14 protein-coding genes are annotated in these 18,352 nt (G+C 42.8%); 1 reads left to right on the forward strand and 13 read right to left on the reverse strand.

Features of this window, described 5'->3' with window-relative positions:
* Nucleotides 1–2: 2 nt before the first annotated feature.
* From BLR42_RS11335 to BLR42_RS11370, 8 genes are read right to left on the reverse strand one after another with little or no spacing between them, the layout of a single operon-like run.
* Nucleotides 3–1,181 carry a DUF6077 domain-containing protein gene (locus BLR42_RS11335; RefSeq protein ID WP_091869130.1) on the reverse strand — a complete coding sequence of 393 codons (1,179 nt, stop codon included), beginning with the start codon at nucleotides 1,179–1,181 and terminating at the stop codon, nucleotides 3–5.
* Nucleotides 1,182–1,183: 2 nt separating this feature from the next.
* Complete coding sequence (gene udk, locus BLR42_RS11340; protein ID WP_091869133.1) at nucleotides 1,184–1,810, reverse strand: uridine kinase; 627 nt, start codon at nucleotides 1,808–1,810, stop codon at nucleotides 1,184–1,186.
* A 47-nt stretch (nucleotides 1,811–1,857) separates the two neighbouring features.
* On the reverse strand, nucleotides 1,858–3,363 hold the full coding sequence (locus BLR42_RS11345) for a hypothetical protein (protein ID WP_091869136.1): 1,506 nt from the start codon (nucleotides 3,361–3,363) through the stop codon (nucleotides 1,858–1,860).
* Nucleotides 3,364–3,374: 11 nt separating this feature from the next.
* Nucleotides 3,375–4,778, reverse strand: a complete 1,404-nt coding sequence (locus tag BLR42_RS11350) for an MBOAT family O-acyltransferase (RefSeq protein ID WP_091869139.1) — start codon at nucleotides 4,776–4,778, stop codon at nucleotides 3,375–3,377.
* A gap of 53 nt (nucleotides 4,779–4,831) precedes the next feature.
* Entirely contained in the window at nucleotides 4,832–6,034 is a 1,203-nt protein-coding gene (locus BLR42_RS11355) for an SGNH/GDSL hydrolase family protein (protein WP_091869141.1), read from the reverse strand.
* A gap of 40 nt (nucleotides 6,035–6,074) precedes the next feature.
* Nucleotides 6,075–7,019, reverse strand: coding sequence for a glycosyltransferase family 2 protein (locus tag BLR42_RS11360; RefSeq protein ID WP_091869143.1), 945 nt, complete (start codon nucleotides 7,017–7,019; stop codon nucleotides 6,075–6,077).
* 15 nt (nucleotides 7,020–7,034) lie between these two features.
* On the reverse strand, nucleotides 7,035–8,792 hold the full coding sequence (locus BLR42_RS11365; protein WP_139165145.1) for a DUF6044 family protein: 1,758 nt from the start codon (nucleotides 8,790–8,792) through the stop codon (nucleotides 7,035–7,037).
* A gap of 19 nt (nucleotides 8,793–8,811) precedes the next feature.
* Nucleotides 8,812–9,807, reverse strand: a complete 996-nt coding sequence (locus BLR42_RS11370) for a radical SAM/SPASM domain-containing protein (protein WP_091869147.1) — start codon at nucleotides 9,805–9,807, stop codon at nucleotides 8,812–8,814.
* A gap of 147 nt (nucleotides 9,808–9,954) precedes the next feature.
* On the opposite strand from BLR42_RS11370, the gene BLR42_RS11375 reads away from it, so the two are divergent.
* Nucleotides 9,955–11,784 (forward strand): hypothetical protein, encoded by a 1,830-nt coding sequence (locus tag BLR42_RS11375; RefSeq protein WP_091869149.1) that lies wholly within the window; start codon nucleotides 9,955–9,957, stop codon nucleotides 11,782–11,784.
* Here BLR42_RS11375 and BLR42_RS11380 read toward each other — a convergent pair.
* The 5 genes from BLR42_RS11380 to BLR42_RS11400 are packed head-to-tail and all read right to left on the reverse strand — an operon-like array spanning nucleotide 11,756 to nucleotide 18,325.
* Entirely contained in the window at nucleotides 11,756–13,291 is a 1,536-nt protein-coding gene (locus tag BLR42_RS11380; protein WP_139165146.1) for a glycosyltransferase family 39 protein, read from the reverse strand. The two genes, BLR42_RS11375 and BLR42_RS11380, sit on opposite strands and share 29 nt — an antisense overlap.
* Nucleotides 13,284–14,540 (reverse strand): hypothetical protein, encoded by a 1,257-nt coding sequence (locus BLR42_RS11385; RefSeq protein ID WP_091869153.1) that lies wholly within the window; start codon nucleotides 14,538–14,540, stop codon nucleotides 13,284–13,286. The genes BLR42_RS11380 and BLR42_RS11385 overlap by 8 nt, the downstream gene beginning before the upstream one ends.
* A gap of 24 nt (nucleotides 14,541–14,564) precedes the next feature.
* Nucleotides 14,565–16,154 carry a DUF6056 family protein gene (locus BLR42_RS11390; protein WP_091869155.1) on the reverse strand — a complete coding sequence of 530 codons (1,590 nt, stop codon included), beginning with the start codon at nucleotides 16,152–16,154 and terminating at the stop codon, nucleotides 14,565–14,567.
* Between the two features lie 14 nt (nucleotides 16,155–16,168).
* Nucleotides 16,169–17,269 carry a DegT/DnrJ/EryC1/StrS family aminotransferase gene (locus tag BLR42_RS11395; protein ID WP_091869157.1) on the reverse strand — a complete coding sequence of 367 codons (1,101 nt, stop codon included), beginning with the start codon at nucleotides 17,267–17,269 and terminating at the stop codon, nucleotides 16,169–16,171.
* Nucleotides 17,270–18,325: an NAD-dependent epimerase/dehydratase family protein gene (locus BLR42_RS11400; RefSeq protein WP_022760264.1), complete on the reverse strand. Its 1,056-nt coding sequence runs from the start codon at nucleotides 18,323–18,325 to the stop codon at nucleotides 17,270–17,272.
* Nucleotides 18,326–18,352: the final 27 nt, after the last annotated feature.

An 18,352-nucleotide genomic window follows, 5' to 3' on the forward strand; every position in this document is an offset into this window, starting at 1 on the left:
CACTATAATGACGCATATATCAGCAGATAAATCCCGGTAGGTACAACTGACAGTATAGCCTTGGGAATTATCCTAAAATCTCTCGTATATATAAGAAGAAGCAGCGAAAAGAGTCCTGCCAGACCTGTCCCGAAAACAATTCCCATGGAACTCATGATTCCCGAAACCATATTGAGAATAAAAAGAAGTATCCATGTGCTGTTACGAACAACCCTTAATCCTCCGCCGGTTTCTTCATTCCATAAAAATCCCGGTTTTCTGCAGTCATCAAACATCCACAGAAACAGCCAGATGACAAACGGTAAAACAAAATTCGCCACCATGGATTTCCCCTGCCAGGTTCTCATCATAAGAAATGTCTCAGGAGTGTATATGGAAGTGTTGCCAAACATCGCCATAAGCGAAATAAAAATCATATAAACAGGCAAAAGATCCTGCCTTCTTCCCATAAGAATACGTCCAATTTCCAAATAGATGAGATAAGTCATTGGAATTAAAACGATTGGCATTACCACGTGTGAAACAATAGTTGCGTGAATACCACTCATTTTTGCAATAAAAGCTATCCACATCGTAAATACAGCCAAAGCATGCCTGCTACCAAGCGGAGTTGAGATTCCTAAATAGGGATGAATAGTGTTCATGACATCAGCCTGCTGGGCAAGGACTGATTCCACCACGTAATAAGCATCATCGCCATCAAAGGGTGCCTTTACAACAGCCATAACAAGCTGAAATGCTACTATCAGTGCAAAAAGCCCCCAATAAATCAGACTCTCTCTGGCATACTGAAACTTCATTACTCTGACATCAGTTCTGGGGCTTATCATTGCCTCCGGCTTTGCTCTCTGATCCCCCGGAAAAAACAAAAAAAAGATATTTGCTCCCTTTGTATAAGCCCTTTGAACGTCCCATAGTCTTGCAGCAAAGCCCACAATCGCAAGAAATATTTCCACTCCCGCATAGACTATACTGCATTTATGGAATGCCCCATATTGTATCTTAAGCATGCACCAGATTGCGATAACCTCAAAAACAGCAAAGGACAGAAGGTATCCGCACAAAAAGGTAATGCCTATTGTTTTTTTGGTAAAGGGCAGGATTCTCTGAACTAAAAATCCCATACCCATTGGCACTATAAACAGCCACAATAATAGAGCCAGTGCGGACGTCACCCACATACTCAGTTAACCTCCTCCCTCAGCATAGCTTCAAGGTGTTCTGCAAAAATGTTAATTCCCGTGAGGTTCTCTCCGCCTCTGGGGATAATAAGATCAGCATATTTCTTACTGGGCTCGATAAACTGTTCATGCATAGGCTTAACGGTCTCTGCGTACTGTGTGAGTACCGATGATACGCTTCTTGCACGCTCAATGGTATCCCTTCTGATTCGGCGCATAAGTCTCTCGTCCGCATCAGTGTCAACAAATACCTTAACATCCATAAGATCCCTCAGTTCCTTGTTTTCGAGGATAAGAATGCCTTCAAGAAGAATTACCGGCTTAGGTACAATATGTATTGTCTGATCTGAACGGTTATGGATTGCATAATCATAAACCGGGATATCCACTGCTTCGCCGTTTTTGAGCTTTTGAACATCCCTGATAAGAAGCTCGGTATCAAAGGATGATGGGTGGTCATAGTTAAGTCTTGATCTCTCATCATAAGTAAGATCATTGTGTGCCTTATAGTATGAATCATGGCTTATAACCACAATGTCATCACCGAATTTCTCTCTTATTCTGTTTACGATGGTGGTCTTTCCGGAAGCTGATCCTCCCGCGATTCCTACGATACATATTTTTTTCATTCTAAAACCTCACTATCTTTTATAACTTAACCCGAGTTACGGACTCCTTATTCATCAATCTCATAGCTGTGAGACGACTCACAGTAGATATGTGAAAGGATTTCGCCGTTCTCATTATCATAGGTCATGATCTGAACATCATCCTTTAAATGCTCATCATCATAGAGGAAATTGGTATCCTCATCCGATGTAAGATACAACAGCCTGAATCTTTTTTCAACAGGAATGTAAGTCATCTCACCCATGGCTGTTGACATATTCTCAAGCTGCTCATAATCCGCAGCTTCATACACATTGCCGGTAGCCCTGTCTATGAGCATGAAATATTGCTGATGATTCCGCGAAGCCTCATATACCTTTTCAGTCCCCGTCAGGTTTGAAATCAGATGAACAAACCACGGATCCTGAAGTGCGGGCGAGTCTTCGTTTACATATACTATAGCGCTTGTTTTTCCAAGAGTAAGCATATTGAGCTGTGTTGTCAGAAGCCGCTGCCTGATCGATAAGGATCTGACCTCCTTGTTATAGGATTTACCCAGCTTATCCCAGTTCGAATAAGCTTCGTCTCCTCTGTGATCGATAAGGTTAGCGTTCTCAGAAAGCCACCCTCCGATGTAGTCCGTGACCTTCTTTGCTCCGGTGGAAGATAAATGTCCCGGATCTGCAAGATCTGTCATCGGATCAATGATTCCGTCCATATTCAGCATATTGATGTAAGGAACACCATAGGTTGCAGCAATATCCGCAGCTGAATTGGCAGACTGAATATCCTGAACCTCTGCTGAAAACGGCAGATAGGTAAGAACAATTCCTATACCGTCCCTCTGGCATTCATCTATTATCTTCATAAGATATTCTTCACAGACAGTGTGCTCGGGAAGTCTCTCCTCAGGGTTATACTCAGTCATATCATTGGTATTCCACTCAAGCTCGTGCTTCATCTCAGCACCCATGAGCATATTGTACTCCCCGTCACCGGAAAGTTTCTGGAAATCCTTCTGTTCCAGTTCGCTCCATCTGTTGTGATATACGATAAAATCGAAAAGATACTGATACTGAATCTTTGGATCATGTACAAGGTCCTTCACAGCCGCGATCTTCAGCTTGCTGAGAGGATAAGCATCCATATTCAAATGAAGCTGACTTATAGCCGCCTGCCTGAATTCCTCCGGCGTCTCCTCATACATCTCATCTACATACTCATAATTTCTGTCCATCATAAAGCAGTCAACCACCACATACTTTGGCTTGCAGTAATCGAGCGCTCTTATGAGCTGCCAGTAGCTTTCCTTCAGAAGGCTTCCGTGACCGCCGAGGTTATAAGATGTAATCCCGTAATCCTCATACAGATCAATGGGATTTATGCCGTTTATAACATGAGATGATCCTATGAAAAGAACATCCAGATGATCTTTTTTTGCCTCTTCAAAGAAGCTCTTGTTCTTCATGTAGCTGGTTTTTCTCTCAGTAACAACCATCACAGCAAGCAGAACAGCTGCGAGCATAACAAGAAAAACCGCTGTTTTTATTACAAGACTAACTTTTCTCTTCATGACATAATCCCTTAAAAGTTTTGATAAATGAATCCGGCGGCATCATAGCCCGGTCCCCAGATTCCACAGGTAACTATCAGAGTAACCGCTGCTATGTATATAAGCCATCTCAGCCATATTCCCTGCGTAGTTATCTTCTCAGCCACCTTTATTCCATGCTTATTGGCGATGTCCACACCTATAAGAAGGCCTATGGACATCAGGAGAAGCAAAACATTTGGTCTGTCCAGACCAAGCTCGTATACTGTCCCCTTGCTGATAAACCATGGTGCCGTCTTCCAAATATGAAGCACCATATAGAGCGCGGATTTAAAATCCTGAACCCTGAAAAAGATCCAGGCAATGTTCACAAGCATAAAAGTGATAAGCGTTTTTAAAAGTCTGTGAGAAAAACTGTCTCTTACCACATTAAAGGTATCACACAGGCGATCCCTAAGCGGTTTAAGTACGTGACCCAGAACCTGATAGATTCCGTGCAAAAGCCCCCAAATAGCAAAGGTATAGGTAGCACCGTGCCACAAACCGCTAAGCACGAAAACAATCAGTATGTTTATATACTTTCTGACAGTTCCCTTTCTGTTTCCTCCAAGAGGAATATACAGATAGTCCTTAAACCAGGAAGAAAGTGAGATATGCCATCTTCTCCAGAATTCCTGAACAGTTGCCGATGTATAGGGCGCATCGAAGTTTTTCATAAGATCAAATCCAAGCACCTTGGCACAGCCTATGGCGATATTGCTGTATCCGCCAAAATCGCAGTAAATCTCGAAGGTATAGAGTATGGATGCTATGAGCGTAGCAGTTCCCGCATACTTAACGGGGTCCGCATAGATGGAAGAGACAAGTATTGCACATCTGTCGGCTATAACCATTTTCATAAAATAGCCCCACATCATCTGCAAAAGTCCGTCTCTCATCCTGTCATAGCTGAAATTCTGGGGAGTTCTGAATTGTCTGAGCATATGTCCCGCTCTCTCGATAGGTCCCGAAGTAACCTGCGGAAAAAATGAGATGAACAGCGACAACAAAAGAAAGTTCTTCTCTGCATACAGATCCCCCCTATAGACATCAACCAGGTATCCGATTGCCATAAACATGAAAAACGACATACCTGCTGCCGACAGGAAAGTTAATCCCGTATATTTTGACAGAGCAAGAACCAGAAGATTCGCACATATTACAACAGCTAATACAGCTTTTTTCTTTCCGCCCTCAAGCTTTTCTAACAGTCTTCCTCCCACATAGGTGGATACCGATGTGAAAAGAAGCACCGGAAATCCCCTGAGGTCAAGGGATAAATAGAAAGCCCAGCTTATAAGAAAGAGCCAGATATAACGCACTTTCTCGGGTATGAGAAAATAGATAAATGCCATCACGGGCAGAAATATTAAAAACTGTATTGAAATCAGCTGCATTATTTGACCTCATTACTATCATTTTATTTTTTGTCTCTTAAGAGACTGTAGTATTAACGGCCGATACTGTCCTTGTAATACCAGAAATCAAAATTGTTGATCGTAAAGTAAGGAAGATCCTCCACTTCCTTTCCGCGCACCTTCTCTATAAGATGAGCCAAAACTGCTGAATAGATCTGTCTTCCCTTCTCTGTATAATGAAGTCCGTCTGACAGATAATCCTCAAAGGTCTCCATCTTAAGATCAAACATGGAGGCATACATTGAATCAAGGTAAGGGAAGCCTGCAGAGTTAGCAAAATTGCTTGCTGTATTCGCATACTCTGAAAGAGGTCCTATTCCCTTGCTGACAACATTGCTGTCTCCGATAAGCTGTCCGGAGCCGTTGTACCATACGCAGTATGAAGGGCTGCAGATAATAAACTTCGCTTTGGGGCTTATCTTCTGCAAGGTCTCAACACCCTCTGTAAGCGCACCGTTATAGGTGTGAATATCATTGTTGTTGCCGGGATTAAACAGGTCCTTACCGTTTATGTAATCATTTGCTCCGTATTCAATAACATAAAGGTCAACATTTTCCGGTTTAACCTTCTGAAAATCCTCGTACATAGCATATGAGCCAAGATAATCGGATGGGCAAACTCCTGCAAGCGCATAGCAGATTCCAACGAAGCAGGAATCGTTAAAGCTTGAAACCTCAAGATAATCCTCTCTGCCAAGTGATGCTGAAGTTCCGCCTATTGCAAGGTTATAGAACTTAACATCCTTATCGAGAAGGCAGCAGGTGTATGCGGGAATCTCTGAAGCTGTCCCCCTCGCATTATCAAACTGACTGTCTCCCATGAAAACAATATCATAGTTTTTATCTTCCTCGACCGGAGTTTCTGTCGCGGTTTCTGCCTGCTGCTCGGGCTCCTCTGCAGCAGTCTGGTTTACCGGCTGTACCGGCTCCTCTGCGGGAATCTCAGGCTCAACTATTTCTTCCGGAACATAAGAAACCGCTTCTGTTGACGAATTTGATGCTGCATCGGGTTCTGAGGAAGCTGTATCTGCAGGATTTGCCTCCCCCGCATCGCCTGAACTTTCTTCTACAGATGATGCACTGTCCGCAGCGTCACTTGCAGCTATAGATTCTTCAGTACCGGCCATGGAAGCCTGTTCACCTCCCTCACTATTAGTTTGGGAAGGATCATCGCACCCAAAAAGAGACGTACCAAGTATAATGGTAGTCATTAACATCGCTATTTTTCTTTTCATAATATTCCTCCTAATAGAAAGCACCTCTCCCAAACCGGGTTCAGGAATTACGCATAAGGCGCTTTTTCTCTGAGTGGAGACTTATAAGTCTCATCTCAAATTCTCTTCTGTGATTTATGGTTAAGTTGTGTAATATCATCCCCGCAAACAATGATAATACCGCTGCGAGCATGACAAATCCGCAGACTATAAGTGTAGGAAACTTGGCAACAAGACCGGTTTCAAGGTATTCAGCAAATATCGGAATGAAAAATACAAGCGATATAACTGCCAGAATCAGTGAAACGATCGAAAAAAATCCCATGGGCTTATAGTCCCTGTAAAGTCGTGCAATTGTCATGAGAACTCTCATGCCGTCGGAATATGTATTGAGCTTGGACTCTGATCCCGCAGGTCTGTCGCGGAATTCGATGATATAATTTTCAATCTGCATGTGGTTATTGACCGCATGTATTGTCATCTCGGTCTCAATCTCAAAACCGGTAGATAAAACAGGAAAGGTCTTTGCAAACTCATAGCTAAAAGCCCTGAATCCTGTCATAACATCTCTGATATCGCAATCGAAGAGGCGATTAATGCTTCCTCTTACCAGGCTATTGCCAAAATTGTGAAAAGGTCTCTTATTCTCTGTAAAATATGTCGATGAAAGCCTGTCTCCGACTACCATATCGGCATTCTTTTCAAGCACAAGGCTACACATTCCCGGAGCGGCATCCATAGGATATGTGTCATCTCCGTCAACCATGACATAGCACTCAGCATCAATCTCGCGAAACATTCTTCTGATTACATTGCCCTTGCCCTGAACATACTCATGGCGAACAACCGCACCGTTTGCCTTGGCTATCTCCGATGTGCGGTCAGTGGAATTATTGTCGTATACATATATCACAGCATCCGGAAGCGCTGCCTTTGAGTCTTTTATTACTTTTTCTATCGTCTGTTCCTCGTTATAACAGGGAATCAGTACTGCGATCTTATCCATTCTTTCTTCACCTTTTTAGTTTTCTAATCCGTAGACATAAATAATATACGGAGATGAAGGATCCTCATAGGTTCCCTCGAGGTAAAGCCCCTTCTCCGAGGCATTGCCTATCTCTATTCTGGAGAAAATGTATTTACAATTAAGCTCCGAAAGAGCCTTCGTGTCTATGTAAATATCCGTGTCAGTGACGCCGGTATAGCTCCTTGTAGCCATTACGATAGAATCGTCCGTTCCGGAATAAAGATAACAGCGTGCACCCCAATCATCGAAATAGATTCTGGTATTCTCTTTTCTATCAAGCGCCGGGGCTATTACTTTTCGGAACTTCTCTTTATATTCCTGGGAATAAAAGCCAAGATAGCCATCCAGTGTAGATATCCCGTTATACTCAAGCACGGCCGGATGCATTCCGTAGGCAACCGCCCACTGACTTTCATCATAACCGATATCGCCTTTTATTTTATCAAAAAGCCGGCTGGAATAAAACTCTCTGTAGCTTAGCCTGTCTACCTCCTGCCCCGTCTTTATCCTGTATGCTGTGCCGTAGGCGGTGTCATATACATCATTGTAATGCTCTGAACAAAGCAGTATTACAAATACAGCTGCGATCGGTATCACTCTTGCCGCAATCCTGAAAACCACATTCTCTTTTCGTGCCATTCTTATGCATACAACAAACAAAGATGCATACCATATAAACGGGCTAAAGAAAATGGTTCTGTTAAACTGCCACCCTGTCAGCGGCGGGAGTAAAAAAGCCACAAAATTTCTCATTTCCTCGCTGTAATACAGGCCGTATATCAGGCTGTTAAACACAAGAAGAACCGCAAAGAGATTGTAGATATCATGCACCATACCCTTGAAATCCCTGCGAAGAATATATCTCACATTCAGGAAAATGAAGTAGACCGTGCATATCGGAAGAACCAGAAAACGGTGAGCGTCATCCGCGTGCATCATACCGCTTGTAAATACAGCCGCACACTCGCCCATTATCTGTGAAAATCCCATCGAAGCATCCTTCATGCTGCTTCTTATGGTCACTTCATCGGAAAAGAGCATCTCACCGAAAAGCCGGTATTCAAAGGCTACGAACCCAAGAGCAAGGATAACAAGCGCAAGGCAAAGCGGCAGTGAAAGCTTTCTGTCTGCTATCAGTCTCCATATAATTGCCAGTACCAGATATCCCAGAATAAACATTCCGAAATATGAAAAATATGATACTACCGGATACAGGAATAAAAGAATGAAATATTTTACGCAGGCACGGCTAAACCCCAGCCTGTATATTTTTCTCAAAAGATAAATAACCAGAGGTATTGAGGCAAAGGCTATACCAAAGGCCGGGAAAAGATTCAAAATCCCATAAGCAAAAGCACATATCCAGGCGATGTCACCGGGGTTTTCATTTTCCATCATATCCCCTGCAAGAAGCAGACAGGATACAATCGCTATCACTATTTTCAGTAAATATCCGAGAACATATGCGATATATGTGGGAAAGAGCATAAAAAGAACACTGTATAAGTAGAACTCACCTGGAAGGTTGTCTCTGCTTATTCCATTAAGAAATGGGACATTCGCGCCTTGAGCAAAGAATGTCCCTGTGTTTTTCATCATTTTATACTGGGCCACGAACAGGTCCAGATTGTCGGGTATAGCTATGTAGCTGTTCTCTCCTACTATCATAAACATAGCAAAAACAGCTATCATAAAAATGCTGATAAGGCAGATATACCACCTTGTTGCGATTTTAACGGTTATTGACCCCACAATTCCTCCAATCGCTGACTTAGTCTTCCTTTTTGAAAAGGCCCATTCTCTCATGTCCGCCGAGCTTATTGGGATCTCTTCCCTCAAGAATAGCCTGAACAATTGTCATTCTGAAGCCTGCATCTATGAAATCGCAGTGCTTACAGAAAGGCTCATTCTGACGTCCCTCGGCAATTTTTCTTCTTACTGCCATGAATTCTTCCGAAGCCCAGCCATCTTTAAGACTTGTAGTCGAAAGATCTGCGTAATTGGTCACTTCATAGTTATCACAACAGCAAAGTCCAAGCTTTCCGTTGGGCATTATCCACATATCCGTGAAGGGAAGAAGACAGGTCTCCTTGATTACCTTCTCGGTTGCCTGCTTATTGGGAGCAGAACCTGCTCTGTTGGTAAGTACTTCTTCAAGATATCTCATCTGAATCTCTATCTCGAGATCCTTAAACTCATCGGGATTAGCCTTAACGTACTCATAAACCTCTTGAATATTCTTATGAAGCTTGAACTCCATACTGTAGTTATTGATTATGAGCTGATTGATATAAGGCTTAATCTGCTTAACCTTATCAATATTAAGGATAAGTCCGTTCGTACTCATAAAGATGAAGCTGTCCGGAAGTTTCTCTCTTGCATATTTATGACGCTCAACAATCTTGGTATCAAGCCAGGGCTCGTTGTTACCATAGAGTGTAAGATGTCCCTTATAACCCCAGTCTGCGAGCTGATCGATTATGCTCTTGTAGAGATCGTCATCGATTTTGCAAAGAGGTCTCTTCTCAGCATGAACATTGGCAGTACAGAAAGCGCAGGTGGAATTACATCTGTTGATGGTCTCGATGTTAACCACGTTCGGCATCGGTACTTCTTTTGCATTCATGAAATAATCTATATAAGCCTGCTGCTGTTTGTGTCTCGTAGCAAACTGAAGTTTAAGATAAGCTTCGCTGGCAAGCATGGGAAAATGCTTCCTTGCGAACCATCCGAATTTACCCATAAAACTGTTAACCTTGATTGGCATTTTACTTCCTCCAAAATAATAACTACAACAGCGCTTATTATATCATAGGTAGTATTTTTTTCAACATAGCGTTTGACTTAGGGTGCTCATGTTCCCTATAATTAAGGCATTGGGGGATTTTTTCTAATTCTTTCTTGGGAGAAGTTTATGGGGACAGCTAATACGGTATCACTTATTATCTATCTGGGGATGATTGTTTTTGCTCTTTTTCTTCACACCAAAAACAATAAGAACTCTGCCTATCAGGTTTATGTATCAGATGTTATTTTCAATAAAGTATACACTGTCCTTTTGCCCACAGCTATCATTTTGATAGGTGCCGCTTTAAGACTTTACCGGCTTGCAGGCATTCCAGCAGGACTCCATCAGGACGAGGCTTCCATCGGATATGAGGCCTACATTCTCTCTGCCTTCGGACTTGACCGCGACGGCAACCCGTTTCCCATTTATCCCATAACCTATGGCTCAGGCGGCGGCAGCCCCCTTATGATCTACTTAAATGTTATTACCACTAAGCTTTTGGACAGCAGTGCTCTTTCTCTTCGAATTCTTCCGGCTATCCTGGGAATAGCAACGCTTGTGGTTCTCTTTTTTCTTATCAGAATTCTCAGCAGGGAAACCCTTTTAAGTGAAAAAAGCGCCATACCGTTCCAGCGTGTAACAGGAGAATATTTGTGGCTTCCTCTCGTAAGTGTTGCCATAATGGCACTCGTTCCATGGCATGTAATGCTCTCAAGATGGAGCCTTGACTGTAATACCACGCCTTTCTTTGTCGTTTCTGCGCTCCTGCTATTTACACTCGGAGGGGCAAAAAAAGAACGCGGAACCATATTTTATGCACTTTCCGCAATCGTTTATTCTCTTTGTCTGTACAGCTACGGGGCTGCAACCTTTGTCATCCCCCTTCACCTTATCATCATGTGCATTATCTGTGTAAAATCAGGAAGAATGACGATGTCTCAGGTAAAACTAGGTGTTGGTATTTTCCTCCTGGTATCCCTGCCTCTCCTTGTATTTTACGCAGTTAATTTCCTTAATCTTCCGGAAATCATTACTCCGATTTTTTCAATCACAAAGTTTACTGCGAAAAGGTCGATATTTGCTTCCGGAGCCGGTTTGTTTCCTGCTATTTTCGTTAATTTCATCACCATGATAAAAAATATGACTCTCGGTAATTCTTCCGAGCAAATACTAAGCTATATACCCGGATTTCCTCCGCTTCTGGCTTTTACTTTTCCAATGACAATTCTCGGAATAGTTATCAGCTTTATTCGTGCCAAGGGCGGTTCTTTTATGGACCTGATGATGAACAGCCTTTTTTATCCCTCATTTATCTTCGGTCTTTTCGTGGAAGAAGATATAACCCGGATGGTGCTAATCTTTATCCCGCTTGTTTTTTTCCTGGCTCGCGGGTTTGTATTTGTTGTGGATGAATTTGTCACTGTACAGAAAAGCTCCTACCAAAAACATATCAAGGCTCTGGCAGTAGCCGCAAAAGCCCTGCCTCCGGCTCTTTTCTTTATCGGCGCATTTTTGTTTGCACAGGTTTATTTCACTGATTACAACAGTCTTAGTGCGGAAGCTTTTATGCCCGGCTACGGAGAAGCCTGCGCGTATGCAGAGGATATTATTTCAAAGGAGGGCACGATTTTCTCAACCTATGAGCATGTTTCGGCGCCTTTCATGATTGCCCTTTATTACACAAAAACACCGCCGGAAGATTTCCTTCAGACGGTGCACTATAAAGATCCTCTTGCTGAATTCAGAATTGCCGATTCCTTCACCCATTTCAGGTTCGGTCTCCCGGATGATATGAATGACAACCTTGCATTATATCTTGCGGAGGGCAGTGTTTTTATTCTTCATAATACCCAGCGGCCGGCTCTGGAACAAATCCCCGGATATAATGCGGAAAACATGGACATTAAGGCTTTTGGTAACTTCTGTGTTATCTCCTCTTCATCAAACCGGAAATAAAGGATATAGTATTTTTTATCCCATACGCTCCGAAAGGAAGAAGCGTTAGATAATACCTGATAATATACCTTGATGATCCCTCCCATATCTCGTGGAATAGCATTCCTCCGAAAACAAACAGTATCAGAAGAGCCTGAGGTAAATCAAGGCTCTTTTTTCTTATGGTAATAAAGCAATAGATGCATACACCGAAATATACCAGAAAATGAGCTACATCCATTACTGCCTGAAAAATCTTAGACCAGGTGCCATAGACAAGAGAATGGGCAAACGCTGACTTCGAATCTGAATGTCTCATGGACAATTCATAATTTCTAAGAGAAATATGTGTGGGATCCGCCCACTGGCTAAGGAGCTTTCTTACATAGAATTTAACTGCATGCAGAGGTCTTTCCCTGAATTCGGAGAGTCTTTCATCTATTGCTGCTTTTGCCTTTTCTCCGGTGAGTTCGGGGTCATAGTCAGCTTCAGCGTAGGTATTCCAGTTAAATCCGTTATACCATCCCCACTCTCCTTCTCCCTCCTGCATCGCCATGGCAAAATAGGTTGAACTGGGAACGCCATCAGGATATTCAGAAAGTCCGGCCTTTTTCGCATATACATTTCCTATAAGCTTCAGCGGACAAAGAGCCATGACCACAAGAAGAATGATAAAAGCAGCGCTCATGACGCATCTTCCCTTGAGCTTATCAGCCTTAGTCAGAGCACCCTGAAGCAGATCTGCCACAAGGAGAATAGCCATCGCAATAAGCGCTATATAAAGATTTGTCTTTAAAAGACACCCAAGACCAAGGAACAGCGCGGCAAACAGTTCATCCTTTATCTCATGCTTTTTCAGATAACATATCTCAAAGTACAATGCCAGAATTCCGGGTGCTACTGACCAGATGTCGTTGTATACATAAGTAACATAAGAATACAGGAAAAACATCAGAAGCGATAAAAGATCAAGCACCTCGCAGATTCCATCATCTTCGAAAAGTTCACGGGTTATTTTGTGTAAAAAAATAACGCTCACTAGTATCGCCGCCAGATTGATTATCTGAAACACAAGATAATTACTTGGCCCGAAGACGTCAGCTAATATCTGCCCGATCGCCACGTAACCAATCTGAAACGGATACACAAACATGTAGCCGCCCTTCTCAAGGCTGCTGTAATCCCCGGCATTGAATGCGTTTATTATTTTATCCAGCGTAAGCCCGTCCGTTACCGCCACCGCATCCGAAGTAAAAATTATCACAAGGCACAGAAGTGCTTCTGCGATAAGAACGATCGGAAAAAGAACTTTTTCATGCGTTTTGGTAAGGAAATAAGCTGCCAAAAGAAACAAAGCAGCGCCTACTATCAGAATCAGATAATTCTGCGCGCCGAATCTCGGAAGATCCGCTCCCTGATCAGTGTCGTAATATATTGTGGTCACCGCACTTGCCGCAAGAATAAGCAGACTAAGCGTTGTAAACGGCACAAAAAATATCATTGCAAGTTTTCGTAAAGCCCTATGCACGATGACCTCCAATTCTCTTTATAAGGTCAAATGCCACCATTGCATAAACAACGATCTGAACTGCAGATATTACTGTAATCGGTAATGTTTCCTGCTTGAACAAAACCATAATATATACAAGCGTGGAATCGAGATTCATCAGTGCGGCAGCCCAAAGCTTTTGTCTCTCCAATGTAAGACAAATCGCAGTCATCAAAAGTACAACGGCATAATCGTATCTTTCGTGCATTCCCGGCAGGAACATACAGCAGGTCCATGCCATGAAAACACCGAAATACAGAACATTTTGCTTCTTTCCAAGAAATTCCACATGTTTTAGTACATAAACAGCCATAACTCCAAGAATCACTACAGCCATAATAACAGCGGGGAGAGTTAATATCTCATCGAAATTATCAAGTCCGAAGTTATAGAAATTAGGATAATAGGACACCATACCGTATCCTTCAGTCGAAACCTCCTGAGTCTGGGCAAGGTAGGCAAGATAAGTTGCTTTAAGCCCTCTCCTGCAGAGAACGCAGGGAAGTCCCAATATCAAATACATAACAGGTATCCAGAAGAACTCCAGAATACTGTACTTTTTCTTTGCAAAATAGAGCACCATAAAAAGTGGCACAAAGAAGATTGCCTGAAGTTTAAATCCAAAGGAAATCGCAAGAAAAATAAAAGCTGTCCTGTAATTATCCTTCAAAAGATAATACAGCGATATAACAAGGAATACTACATAGATGGCATCGCACTGCTTCCACAGAGCCCCGTTCCAGACAACAAAGGGCAGAAACAGCGTAAGCACCGCGCCAAAGGAAGCCTGTAAGGAAGCCTTATCTTCTGTAATTCCCCTCTCCGCCAGGATAAGGATAAGAATTTTCCGTACAAAAAAGGCACTTACAAACTCCGCAATCATTGAAAAAACAGCAAGCGGAATATAAGGCTCACAGGGAAAAAGCGAGCAGATAGCATACATGACGTTATAAGGCACATAGTAATCACCTATATTCTTGGACAGTCCGCCAAAAAAGCCATACTCTCTGTATGCCTGAACCCAGGGAAGGTAGTAACTCTCATAATCCGGAGAGAGTGTCGTCTCCGGTATCATTTTTACTCTTATCAGAACTGCCAGAAGCAATAAAACGCAGAGCGCAAGCTTATCGAGATTATCGTTAACAAAAGCAATCAGCCATCTGTCAAATCCTGTCACCCCGGCCTTTATTTCCTTTTTATTGCCATTATCCCTTGCGTTTGTACTCAAGAAAACCTCCCAGTGCATTGAAAATCATTGTTTCAATGTAACTTTGTTTTTATGATAATATTCTGCGACAGCTTTGTTAAGCCAGTCTTTTTCATCTTCCGTTATGTCCGAAAAGAAAAGGAGCGTGGGATGAACCGAGTAAGGTGAAATCTCTGCGTCCTTAATCTTGTCATTCTTTAAAACCATTATCCTGTCGTTAAACTCTGTCTTGTAAGTCGCTGCATCATGCGATGCGATATCTCTGACTGCAGCCGTCCCGGTATATAGATTTATCTCAGGCTTTAACGCAATAGCAGATGCCGCGATAAATCCTGCACCGACAAAAACTATAACCTTTGAAGCGTGTTCTCCAAGAAAGGCATCCTGAAGAAGGTCTCCGGGTTTTCTCTTTGATAAGGCATCGTCATCAAGGAGTTTTGCAGGTTTAATCACATATCTAATCCATCCACAGATATATCCGATGATCAATATCAGCAAGAGCATCCCCTGCATATAGAAAAGCGCCTGAATTCTTCCGGCCTCTATACTTCCTGTTGCGTAAATTGGAGGCGTTATCTCCGCTGCAGTCAGCAAAAAACAGAATGCAGCAAAAAGAACCGGATGATCAAATCCGTAAAACCGCTTGATTCTTCCGGTGGCCTTCCACAGAAGTGGAATAAGGAGCGCCAGAAGTACAATTACCGGCCAGGTAAGCCATTTCCCAAGCATTGCATCAAAAGTATAGTAGATCGCCATCAAAATTGCTTTTATGGGATTATACGCAGCTGCAGAAGATCTCTTAGCATTTCCCGGTGCTATCATTGCCAGGATCAGCCCTATTAGCATACATATAGCAGGAGAAACAACTCTTCTGAATCCGGAAAATCGCTCCGCAATACGTACCACAAGCTTTTTCCTGTATTCAATCTGCTTCTCCAGCGAAGCCTTTCCAGAACACATCGATACCACTGATATTATTAAAATACATACTGATATTATTCCGAGGCTCAGTGAAGTCATATAGTTGGCTCCGCCAAGCAAAAAACCAAGGATAGATAAAAGGACAATCTTGTAGCTCTTATAATACTCGGCATTTGCGATTTTCATAAGAAATCCCAGCCACAAAAGCCCAAGACCAAACATAAAAAGATAGTTTACCGCACCACTGTACCAGAAAAGGCTCTCCACTCTGCTCATTCCGGCAGGCATGCACTGTATCAGAATAAAATATATAACACCGGTTATGCATCCGGTGAGGTGCTTTTCCACTCTGAGAACATTGTGCAAAAGCTGCCGAAGGAAATAGCAAAGCCCTACGGTAAACATCAAAAGAACAATCCATGTTCCGAGAAAATAAAGCTTCTCTCCGAATACATGAGGTGCCAGAGCCGTGAGCGCATCACTGAAATACACTCCGGTCCAATTCAGGTAATACCATACTCCCATATATACAGCTTCAAATATCGCCGCAAAAATGCCGCCGGAGACAAAGGCTTCATGGACTTCATAGGCCATGCTGAAATCGTCTGCAGAAGGCACATTATAAAGCGAAACAAAAAGTATGGGGAGAACGGCTATAACATTTATCAAAAACAGAATAATTCTAAGGCTTTTTACCTTTATATTCTTTTTCATGTATCGGCTCCGGTTTACTCAAAGGAATTTATACAGTCTATTACATAGGTCTGTTCTTCATCAGTCATCCCTGCATAAATGGGAAGCGACAGAACCTCATTGGCATAGCTTTCAGATATGGGAAGATCACCTTCCCTTATTCCCAGGTATGAATATGCTTCCGAAAGATGCGGAGGAATGGGATAATGAATAATGGTTGTTATGTTATTATCCTTCAGATATTCCATGAATTCATCCCTGCGATCCTTAATTCTGATCACATACTGATGCCATACGCTGGTGGCTCCGTCTGCCACCTGAGGCTTAATAACAAGGGGATTGGTAATACCCTCAGCATATTTTCGAGAGATTTGATAGCGTTCGTTATTTATCTCTTCTATATACTTGAGTCTGACCCTTAAGAGTCCCGCCTGCATTTCATCCAGTCTTGAATTGGCACCAACCACCATATTGTGGTAGCGCTTCTCACTGCCGTAATTGCGGTAGATTTTCATGAGTCTTGCAAGTTCCGGATCATTTGTAGTGATAGCCCCGGCATCTCCGAAGGCACCCATGTTTTTGGACGGGTAAAATGAAAAGCATCCGATATCTCCGAAGCTTCCCGTCATCTTACCATCAAAAAGAGCTCCGTGGGACTGCGCGCAGTCCTCTACAAGTCTCAAATTGTACTTTTTGCAAAGAGCGGTAATCTTGTCCATTCTCGCAGCCTGTCCGTAGAGATGAACCACAAGAATAGCCTTGGTTTTGTCAGTTATCTTCTCTTCGATCTTAGAGACATCTATCTGATAATACTCATCAGGTTCAACAAAAACGGGTGTTGCGTTATTAATGGTTATTCCCATAACGCTTGCTATGTATGTATTCCCCTGAACAATAACTTCGTCGCCCTCGCCGATTCCCAGCACCTTAAACGCCAGCCAAAGTGCATCAAGGCCACTGGCAAGGCCCACGCTGTACTTTGTCCCGACATAGGAAGCAAATTCCTCCTCAAAGCTCTCCACTTCCTTGCCGAGAATATACCAGCCCGAGCGAAGAACCTCCAGAGCCTTTGCCTCATATTCATCCTGATGTCTTAAGAAGCCGCGATCCATACGGCTTTGCATTATATTATCCATTTAGTTGTCTCTTCTTTTTACGTATCCTGCATACCAGTCAACAAAACGGTGGATGCCGTCCTTAAGGGGTGTGTCAGGTTTGAAGTCGAAATCTTCCATAAGGTCGTCTACATCAGCAAAAGTTGCCTCAACGTCTCCGGGCTGCATGGGAAGAAGTTCTCTGTGTGCCTCGAAATCGAAATCCTCCGGAAGAACTCCGTGAGCAACAAGCTCTTTCTGAAGAAGATCCACGAAGTCCATGAGGTTTTCGGGATTGTGGTTACCGATATTGTATACTTTGTAGCGGTTGCCCTTTTCATCCTCATCGGGTTTGTGCTGCATTACATTCACAACACCTGTTACGATATCATCGACATAGGTGAAGTCACGTCTGCAGTTACCATAGTTGAAGATCTGAATTGTATCACCTCTGAGGAGCTTATCCGCAAAGAGGAAAAGTGCCATATCAGGTCTTCCCATGGGACCGTATACAGTAAAGAAACGAAGGCCTGTAGTAGCCATGTCATATAGATTACTGTAAGAATATGCAAAGAGCTCATTGGATTTTTTGGTAGCAGCGTAAAGTGACAGCGGATGATCCACCTGATCCTTTGTGCTGAACGGAAGCTTTGTGTTTCCGCCGTATACGCTTGAGCTTGATGCATAAACAAGATGCTCAACCTTGGGATCGGAATGTCTGCATGCTTCAAGAATGTTGTAGAAGCCGATTACATTTGCTTCGATATAAGCACCGGGATTCTCGATTGAATATCTGACTCCGGCCTGAGCAGCAAGGTTTACAACAACTGCAGGCTTATACTTTGCAAATACCTCATCCACAGCTGCTTTGTCAGCAATATCGCCCTTTACAAAAATGAAGTCTTCATATTTTGAAAGCTTCTCAAGTCTCTCTTCCTTAAGACGAACATCGTAGTAATCATTAACATTGTCGTATCCGACAACCTTTATATCTTTAAATTCATCAAGTAGTCTTGCGGCAAGATGAGAGCCGATAAATCCGGCAGCACCTGTGATAAGAACTGTTTTGCCATCTAACTTAACATTTTTTTCTTTCATTACTAAAAACTCTCCTTAAAATGATAT

The organism is Butyrivibrio sp. INlla16 (genome assembly GCF_900104155.1).
Lineage (GTDB): Bacteria > Bacillota > Clostridia > Lachnospirales > Lachnospiraceae > Butyrivibrio.